The sequence below is a fragment of the Anaeromyxobacter sp. PSR-1 genome (genome assembly GCF_000964525.1).
Taxonomy (GTDB): domain Bacteria; phylum Myxococcota; class Myxococcia; order Myxococcales; family Anaeromyxobacteraceae; genus Anaeromyxobacter.
In genome coordinates, this window is record NZ_BAZG01000257.1 from 1 (window position 1) to 4,896 (window position 4,896).

The following is a 4,896-nucleotide window of genomic DNA, read 5'->3' on the forward strand; positions in this document are numbered from 1 at the left end:
TCCTCCTCCGCCGGCGTCACCACCAGCGGCGGCTGCCCGGCGCGCTGCCGGGTCTCGTCCTCGGCGCTGTAGTAGAGCTGGAACGCGGCGAGGCCGCGGACCACCAGCTCGCCGCGCTGGTTCTCGGCCCAGGTCTCGATGTCCACCGCGTAGCGGCCGCCCTCCTCGAAGCGCCGGTCCACCACGCGGCCGCGCACGGTGAGCACGTCGCCGGGCCACACGATCTTCACGAACCGCGCCTGGAACCTGCGCAGCCGCGCCCCGCGCACCCAGTCCATCACCAGCTCGCCCAGGAACCCCATGCTGAGCATGCCGGGGGCGAGCGCGCTGGGGAAGCCGGCGTTCTTCGCGTGGACCTCGTCGATGCAGAGCGGGTTCCAGTCCTGCGCCGCGCCCGCGTAGCGCGCGATCTGCAGGCGGTCCACCGGCGGCTTCACCAGCGGGGGCAGCTCGTCCCCCACCTTGACCGCCTCGAAGTAGAGCTGGCGTGCGGTGAGCGTCATCGTCCCCTCAGCGGCGCAGCAGCAACGTCTCGCGCGACCGGAACACCACCTTGCCCTCCGGATCGCGCCCCTCGTCCTCCAGCACGAGGACGTCGGTGGGGCCGCTCGCGCCGGCGCGCTCCTGCACGTCGGCCACCCGCGTCACGACGGTGATGCGATCGCCGGCCACCAGCGGCCGGGCGTACTCGAACTGCTGCTCGCCGTGCAGCACCGAGCGCGTGCCGAGGTCGAGCGAGTGGCGGAAGCGCTCGTTGGAGGTGAGCGCCGCCGGGAAGGTCGGCGGGGCGACCAGCGCCGGGAACCCCGCGGCCCGGGCGACGGCCTCGTCCTGGTAGAGCGGGTTGGGATCGCCGAGCGCCTCGGCGAAGCGGCGGATCGCGCCGCGCTCCACCTCGTGGACCACCGGCTCGCTCTCCCTGCCGATCAGCGATCTGTCGAGCATGCGCCCTCTCGTTCACCGGCCTGCGGGCAGGTCCAGCACCGTGACGAGCCCGCGCAGCTCGGTCACCGCCGCCGCCGCGTTCACCACCGCCGCGGCGGTGGCCGCGTCCCCCGGGACGCCGCCCGGCACCACCAGCCGGAGCGGCGGGTCCGCGTCCAGCTCGACCTCGTCGCGCGGGTCGTCCGCGTCCACCGCGATGGTCAGCTCGAGCCGCACCACCTCGCGCTCGTCGGCGAACACGCGCGCGACCTGCGTGAAGCCCGCCACCTGCCCGCGCAGGACCGGCACCGGGCCGCCGCGCGCGTCCTCCTCCGCGACGAGCGGCGCCAGCTCCTCGTCCACCTCGTCCACGCCGAGCCCGAGCCCGGTGGCGGCCAGCGCGGCCGACTCGGCCAGGCCCACGTGGCCGACCTCGCCGCGCTCGGCGGCCTCGTGGAACGCGTCCTCGGTGAGCCCGGCGCCGATCTTCCGCAGCAGCGCCGCGCGGCGGCGCGACGCGTCCACCACGCGCAGCCCGCGCACGTGGCGCACCGGGCCGGTGGCGTGGCCGAGCACCGCGGCCAGCCGGTCGAGCACGAAGCCCGGGTTGGCGCCGGTGCCGAGCACGGCCACGTTGCGCTGCTCGCAGAGGCGGTCGAGCGCGTCGGCGTCCTCCTCGTGGCGCAGCCACGGGTAGGCGAGCTCCTCGCAGGTGGACACGACCGAGAGCCCGGCGCGCACCGCGCGCTCGACGTCGGGGCGGACGGCGTCGAGCGTGCTCGCGGTCGCGAGCAGCAGCACGCCCCCCTTCGCCGCGGCGAGCGCCGCCTTCGGGTCCGCCGCGATCTTCACCGACGGCGCCGGGACGCCGAGCAGCTCGCCGAGCGGGCGCCCGGCCAGCGACGGGTCGGAGTCCACCGCCGCCACCAGCTCGAGGTCCGGACGGGCCAGCGCGGCGCGGGCGATCGCCCGTCCGATCTCGCCGAGGCCCATCACCACCACCGGGATGCCGCGCGCGTCCAAACGCCCCTCCGGAGGACCCGGGCGACGTGGCCTCGATCGCCGGATCTTCAAAGATTCACGGGCATTTATAGTGCACGTGATCGGGGCCTATCAAGAAATCCGGGGAGCGGGCCCCGCCGAGCCGTGCGGGGGTGGATGTGCGCGCGCAGTCACGTCGGGTGCATGGCGCACCGAGTCAAGCTGCGGGCTTTGCTGGGAAACGGCGGTGGGCCGGCTCAGGAGCCGATGAGCTGCTCGAGGTAGGCGCGCGCCACCGGGACCGACCACTCGCGCGGTCCGATCACCATCGACACGAGCTTCCCGTCCTTCCCCACGATGTACGACTCGGGGAACTTGTACGAGTCCGGGCAGCCGCCCCGGGCGGCGCAGTAGTAGCGCGTCGTGACCGACTGGTCCGCGTCGAGCACCACCGTGGCCCCCGCGGTCGACCCCATGTAGGGAGGCGCGGAGATGAACTCGCGCACGGGGTCCCAGGCCTCGTCCACCGAGACCGCGACCATCCGGAACTTGCCCGGGTACTTCGCCTCCAGCTCGCGGCCGAGGGCCAGCATCGACGGCATCTCGGTGCGGCAGGGCGGGCACCAGGTGGCCCAGAAGTTCACGAACACCACCTGCCCCTTCGCGCTCGCGAGCGAGAAGCGGGTCCCGTCGAGCGAGATGAGCTCGATGGGCGGGGCCGCCACCGGCGTGGCGCGCTCGATGCCGAAGCGATCGAGCTCCGCCTGGGAGACGGCAGGGCGGGACTCCTTGCAGGCGGCGATCGAGGCCAGCGTGACGGCGGCGGCGAGGGCGGCGACCGCGCGCGCGGCCGGGCGGACGGACCGGGTGCTCATGGCGGCATGTTCTTACACGAGGGGCCGCCTTGCCGCCAGCGCGCCGCCCGGTACACACTCCGCGCGTGCGCGGCCTCATGGGCAGCTTCGCGGTCCTCCCGCTCGGCGAGCTGGTGGAGCTGCTCGCGCGACGCGCCATGACCGGCGCGCTCACCTGCGAGCGCGGCTCGGTGCGGAAGACGGTGCAGCTCCGCGGCGGCGCCGCGGTGGCGGCCGCGTCCAACGATCCGCGCGAGTTCCTCGGGCAGCTGCTCGTCAACTACGGCCACCTCACCGAGGCGCAGCTGCAGAAGGCGTTCGAGACGCAGGAGCAGACGCGCGTCCGCCTGGGCCGGGTGCTCGTGATGGTGGGGTTGGTGGCGCCGGAGACGGTGCGCGAGGTGCTCGCCATCAAGATCCGCGAGACGCTGCTCGACGTCTTCCTGTGGGACTCGGGGGTGTTCACGTTCGACGACGCGCCGCCGGCCGCGGTGGACGAGCTCGACCCGGAGGTGCCGCTCGCCGAGATCGCGCGCGAGGCGGAGTTCCGCGCCACCGCGTGGAGCGCGTTCCGCGCCCAGTTCCCGAGCGGCGCCGCCACGCTGGTGGTGGACGAGGCGCACGTGCCGCCGGGCCTCGCGCCCGGCACCGTGGACGGGCGGCTCCTCGCGCTGGCGCGCGCCGGGAAGACCATCGACGAGCTGGGCCTCGCGCTCAACGCCACCGATTTCCACCTGCACCAGCGGCTCTACGCGCTCGCGAACCAGGGCGTCGTCCGCGCCGCCCCGCCGGCGCCGGAGGTGGGCGCCGCGGCGGCGGAGCGCGAGGCGGCGGAGCTGGTCGAGCGCGCGCGGGGGCTGCTCGCCGACGGGCGCGCCGACGAGGCGGAGCTGGCGGCCGCGCGGGCGGCGGAGCTGGTGCCCGGGTGGGCGCCGGCGCGCGCGGCGCGGGCCGAGGCGGAGGCGGCGCTGGGCGAGCGGCTCCAGGCCGAGCTGCTGGGGACCCCGCTCCGGCCCACGGCCCAGGTGTCCGCGCCGGACCTCGCCCGCATGCGGCTGCCGGCGGCGGATCGGTACCTGCTCTCGCGGTGCGACGGGAAGCGCAGCGTGGCCGAGCTGGTGCGGGCGGCGCCGATGCGCGAGCTGGACGTGCTGAAGGCGCTGCGGAGGTTCGCGGATTCGGGGTTGGTGGTCTTGTAGGTGGCTGGTGGCTGGTCGCGGTCGTGGTGAGTTGGTGCCGCTCGTGGTGAGCTGACGCCCGCTCGTGGTGAGCTTGTCGAACCACGGGCGGGGAGAACGGGCTTTGAGGGTGCGGGGGTGGTCGGGGGCGGGGCCGTTTGGCCGGAACCGGGCTCGGCGGGATCGGCTCGCGAGAGGCCTGGGGGGGAAGCGCGGGGCGCGGGGGCGCACGCGGAGGCGGGACACCCATTTGTCTCTCAGTGAATGCTTGACGCGTTGTTGACGCGAGAGCGCTCCGGCTTGCGAATGCGCTCGCGGACAGGGGCTTCGCGCGCCCGCGGGGTGGCCCTGCGACGCGCGGGCGTGAACCGAGGGGTCGCGGAGCCCTGTCGGCGTTCGCGCGTCCTGGGCAATCCTCGCGCGTTTCACGGCGGGCGAAATTCGCGTGCGATGCTTCGGTCATGGACGTCGCACTCGAGTTCACGAACCGTCTCGTCTCGCTGCTCCGCGCCGAGCGGCACGCCATGGCGGAGTTCCTCGTCGCCCTGGCGGAGTTCGATCGCCGGGGGCTCTGGCGGGCGCGCGGGCACACCTCGCTGTTCTCGTTCCTGCATCGGGAGCTGAAGCTCTCGGCGGGTTCGGCCCAGCTTCGGAAGACCGCGGCCGAGCTCATCCAGCGGTACCCCGCCATCGAGGGCGCGCTCCGGGAGGGCAAGCTCTGCTTGTCCTCGGTTTGCGAGCTGGCGAAGGTGGTGACCACCGACAACTGCGCGGAGATCCTGCCGCGGTTCTTCGGGCTGTCGAGCCGCGACGCCGCCGCGGTGGCTGCCTCCATCCGGCCGGTCGAGAACCCTCCGAAGCGAGAGGTCGTCGTGCCGGTCCGGATCGCCGCCGCCGCTCCTGCGGTTCCCGCGTTGTCATCGCGTGATGCCGCGGCGCCGCCACCACGGACCGTTCTA

At 74.5% G+C, this 4,896-nt stretch carries 5 protein-coding genes and 1 pseudogene; 2 read left to right on the forward strand and 4 right to left on the reverse strand.

The genetic code is table 11. The features are described 5' to 3' along the window. From PSR1_RS21745 to PSR1_RS21760, 4 genes are all read right to left on the reverse strand, one after another. The coding region (locus PSR1_RS21745; RefSeq protein WP_160309047.1) for a MaoC family dehydratase at positions 1-503 on the reverse strand (503 nt) is incomplete at its 3' end. Positions 504-510: 7 nt separating this feature from the next. Beyond that, positions 511-945 (reverse strand): MaoC family dehydratase N-terminal domain-containing protein, encoded by a 435-nt coding sequence (locus PSR1_RS21750; protein WP_059439439.1) that lies wholly within the window; start codon positions 943-945, stop codon positions 511-513. Between the two features lie 12 nt (positions 946-957). After that, positions 958-1,947 carry a dihydrodipicolinate reductase gene (locus PSR1_RS21755; RefSeq protein ID WP_059439440.1) on the reverse strand — a complete coding sequence of 330 codons (990 nt, stop codon included), beginning with the start codon at positions 1,945-1,947 and terminating at the stop codon, positions 958-960. A gap of 215 nt (positions 1,948-2,162) precedes the next feature. Next, positions 2,163-2,780 carry a TlpA disulfide reductase family protein gene (locus tag PSR1_RS21760; protein ID WP_059439441.1) on the reverse strand — a complete coding sequence of 206 codons (618 nt, stop codon included), beginning with the start codon at positions 2,778-2,780 and terminating at the stop codon, positions 2,163-2,165. 65 nt (positions 2,781-2,845) lie between these two features. Between PSR1_RS21760 and PSR1_RS21765 the strand changes: the two genes are divergently transcribed. Then, a complete protein-coding gene (locus PSR1_RS21765) occupies positions 2,846-3,958 on the forward strand; it encodes a DUF4388 domain-containing protein (protein ID WP_237758192.1) in 1,113 nt (370 codons plus the stop codon). Between the two features lie 440 nt (positions 3,959-4,398). After that, a pseudogene (locus PSR1_RS21770) lies at positions 4,399-4,896 on the forward strand (DUF222 domain-containing protein); the annotation flags it as partial.